This window comes from Streptomyces sp. NPDC000410, from assembly GCF_040300305.1.
In the GTDB taxonomy this organism is placed as follows: Bacteria; Actinomycetota; Actinomycetes; order Streptomycetales; family Streptomycetaceae; genus Streptomyces.
The window spans coordinates 1-2,421 of record NZ_JBEPDM010000122.1 but is presented as its reverse complement, the minus strand read 5'-3'; the positions used below and the strand labels follow the sequence as shown (position 1 = coordinate 2,421).

Annotated in this window: 1 protein-coding gene; it reads right to left on the bottom strand. The window is 70.0% G+C overall.

What is annotated here, in order from left to right:
- On the bottom strand, window positions 1–2,421 hold a 2,421-nt coding region (locus ABT342_RS38005), incomplete at both ends, for a condensation domain-containing protein (protein ID WP_351584162.1).

Here is a 2,421-nt window from a genome sequence, read left to right as displayed (position 1 = left end):
CACACCCCACACCACATAATTCGCCAGACCCCCATGAGTCACCGCCACACCCTTCGGCAACCCCGTCGACCCCGACGTATAAATCACATACGCCAGCCCATCCAGCCGGGTCCCCACACACGGAGCAGAGGCATCAAGAACCGCCAACTCCCCGACCACCAGCGGGTCGTCCAGAGGCACCATCAGCACCGGGACCGCGGACGACGCATCGCGGTACTCCTCCGTCGTCAACAACAACGACGCCCCACTGTCGTCCAGCACGAACGACACCCGCTCCGCCGGATACTCCGGATCCAGCGGCAGATAACCCGCCCCCGCCTTCCACACCCCCAACACCGCCACCAACATGTCCACCCCACGCGGCAGCCACAAACCCACCAGCGACTCCGCGCCCACACCCCGCCCCATCAAATACCGCGCGAGCCGGTTCGCCCGCGCGTCCAGCTCCGCATACGACACCTCCACCCCGTCACACACGACCGCCACCGCACCCGGCGTCCGCGCCACCCACCCCTCGAACAACTCCACCACCGACACCGCCGGCACCTCGGCCGCCGTGTCGTTCCACTCCACCAACACCCGACGCCGCTCATCGGCATCAAGCACATCCACCGCGCCGAGCCGCACCGCAGGATCGGAGCTCACCGTTTCCAGGACCCGGACCCACCGGTCCACGATCAGCCCGGCGGTGTCCGCGTCGAACAGGTCCGCCGCCGCGATCAGGACGCCGCGCAGACCGGCCGGCCGCCCCTCGGCGTCGAACACCTCCCCGACGATGAAGTCCAGGTCGAACCTCGACGCCAGTTCTCCGGCGATGAGGCTCTCGGAACCCAGGCCGGGCAGGTCCAGTACGGCATCGCCCGTGTTCTGGAGCGTGAGCATCACCTGGAACAGCGGATGCCTGACCAGCGAGCGCTCAGGCGCCAGCTCCTCCACCAGGCGCTCGAACGGCACATCCTGATGCGCGAACGCCGAAAGCCCCGTCTCCCGCACCCGCGCCAGCAGCTCGCGGAACGTCGGATCCCCGGACAGGTCCGTGCGTACCACGATCGTGTTCACGAAGAACCCGACCAGATCGTCCAGCGCCTCGTCGGTGCGACCGGCCAACGCCGCGCCGATCGGAATGTCCGTGCCCGCACCGAGCCGCGACAGCAGCGTGGCCAGAGCGGCCTGCAGCACCATGAAGACGGTCACGCCCTCGGCGCGGGCCAGCTCCACCAGGCGCGCGTGCACCTCCGCCGGGATCTCCAGCGGCACGTTGTGCCCGCGGTGGCTGACCACTGCGGGACGCGGCCGGTCGAACGGCAGCTCCAGCTCCTCAGGTGCACCGGACAGAGCCTCACGCCAGTAGGCGATCTGACGGGACAGCAGGCTCTCCGGGTCGTTGTCCCCGCCCAGTAGTTCGCGCTGCCAGAGCGCGTAGTCGGCGTACTGCACCGGCAACGGCTCCCACTGCGGAGCCCGCCCCTCACAGCGCGCCGCGTACGCGTCGGACACGTCCCGGGCCAGCGGGCCCATCGACCAGCCGTCACCGGCGATGTGGTGCACCACCACGACGAGGACCTGTTCGTCCGAGTCCGGCCCGGCGGTGAACAGCCACGCGCGGAACGGCACCTCCGTCGAGAGGTCGAACGCATACTCCTGCGCCGCGGCGACCGCACCGGTCATCTCATCCGGCGCCACCTCCACCGTCCGCAGTTCCCACACCATGTCGGCGACGTCCAGGATTCGCTGGTACGGCTCGCCGTCGGCCACCGCGAACGTCGTCCGGAGCACCTCGTGCCGCCCCATGACGTCCCGCAGCGCCGCGTTCAGCGCGTCGCGGTCCACGCTTCCGGAAAGTCGTAGCGCGACCGGGATGTTGTAGGTGGCGCTCGGGCCTTCCAGCTGGCCGAGGAACCACAGGCGGCGCTGGGCGAACGAGAGTGGCACCCGCTCAGGGCGCACTCCTGCCGTCAGCGCGCGCCGCGCAGTGTCCGCCTCGGCCAGCCGGGCCGCAAGCTCGGCCACTGTCGGCGCCTCGAACAACGTCCGCAGCTGCAGCTCGACGCCCAGCGCGGCGCGCACGCGGCTGAGCAGCCGCACGGCCAGCAGCGAGTGTCCGCCGAGTGTGAAGAAGTCGTCGTCCACGCCGACCCTGTCCAGGCCGAGGACCTGTGCGAACACACCGCACAGAATCTCCTCCTGTGCCGTGGCCGGCCCGCGCCCCACACGGGTCGACCCGTCGTGGTCGGGTGCCGGCAGGGCCTTGCGGTCGAGCTTTCCGTTCGATGTCAGCGGCAGCGCATCGAGGACGACGAAGGCGGACGGCACCATGTAGTCCGGCAGCCGGCGCCCGGTGAACTCCTTCACCACGCCGGACAGATCGCCGCTGTCGCCGTCCTTGTCCCCGTCTGCGGGTACGAGGTAGGCCACCAGGCG